Consider the following 1,371-nt stretch of genomic DNA (forward strand, 5'->3'; position numbering starts at 1 on the left):
GCAAAAAGCCATTTTCTTTTACAAATTTTTGTATTTTAGCAAAAGAAAAATGGCTTTTTGCTTGGTGTAGAGATTGTATAAGTACTTGATAATCAAAGTCCGCACTTCACAAAGCCGCAAACCGTTGGCGGTAATTTTACCAAACAGAATGTTGAAAATAAAAAAGTATAATCCGATGAAGCTATAAGTAACTGTCCAAAATAAACAACGTAAAACTTTTTCATTGCTTTCAAAAAGTAGTGAAAATTTCTATTATCAACATTTAAAAATTAGAAAAATGACACAGTTACAAATGATTGACAAAACAAAATATATAGCTCAACAAGACGAAAATGTTTCCGCCGTTTTTATGTATGGTTCATTTACCAAAAACGAAGGAGACAAATATTCTGACATCGAATTTTACATCTTCTTGAAAAATAAAGAAAATTTCTCGACAGAAAAATGGGTAAATCAAATTCATCCTTTGGCTTTATATTTTACAAACGAATATGGAAGTGAAGTTGCTATTTTCGAGAATATGGTCAGAGGAGAATTCCATTTTTTAAAAACGGAGGAAATTGAAATTATCAAATCTTGGGACGGAATTGTTGAATTTAGCGATTTTGACCAAATGAACCTAACCGACAAAGATGGACTTTTAACGAAAACGCTTAATCAAATCAAAACGAAATCGCCCGAAAGAATAACAAATGAAAATATTTTGTGGTTAAGCCAATCATTACTGAATGTTGTACTGACAACAAGCAACTTGATTAAACGAGAAGAATTTGCTCACGCTCATCACAGTTTATCAAATGTGCAGAAATACTTGCTTTGGCTTATAAGAGCAAGAACAAGCAAAACGCAACATTGGGAAAGTCCGACTAAAAGTCTCGAAAAGGACATTGACACGATTTGGTATTCAGAGTATAAAAAAGTAACATCAGATTTAAATCCCAAAAACATCGTTTTGGCTTTTGAGAACTCATTAAATTTATCGGAAAAACTATTTGATGAACTAAATATTGAACCCAAACTGAAAGAAATCCTACACAAAATAAGATAAAAAAACTACCGCCAACATCGGTTTTGCAAAAGAGCGGGTTAAGTGGTTAATTCAAGGTTTGTGCATTTAATCCGCAAAACCATTTTTTATTTGCTTTTAAAATGTAAATTAGCAAATAGAAAAAATGGTTTTGCTTAAGTTAGTTCAAAATTGAAAGTTTAGTCTTTCTAATCCGCTCCTTCGCAAAGCCGCAAAACGTTGTACGACATAGTAAAACCGAACCAAACAAAATGAAAGTCAGAGAAGAAAAGTTAAGAACAATTATAGAATGGTCGGAGAAAAACGAAGATGTAAGAGTTCTTCTTCTGACAAGTTCACTTGTA

General features: G+C 31.9%; 1 protein-coding gene and 1 pseudogene. Both read left to right on the plus strand.

Annotated elements, in window-relative coordinates; all coding sequences use genetic code 11:
• The first annotated feature begins 277 nt into the window (after positions 1-277).
• The gene (gene lnu(H) / locus EIY84_RS11710) at positions 278-1,048 is read left to right on the plus strand and encodes a lincosamide nucleotidyltransferase Lnu(H) (RefSeq protein WP_064964663.1); all 771 of its coding nucleotides are present in this window, start codon (positions 278-280) and stop codon (positions 1,046-1,048) included.
• A gap of 230 nt (positions 1,049-1,278) precedes the next feature.
• Positions 1,279-1,371 (plus strand): annotated as a pseudogene (locus EIY84_RS11715) (aminoglycoside adenylyltransferase); the annotation flags it as partial.

This window comes from Amniculibacterium aquaticum (assembly GCF_003852705.1).
In the GTDB taxonomy this organism is placed as follows: Bacteria; Bacteroidota; Bacteroidia; order Flavobacteriales; family Weeksellaceae; genus Amniculibacterium; species Amniculibacterium aquaticum.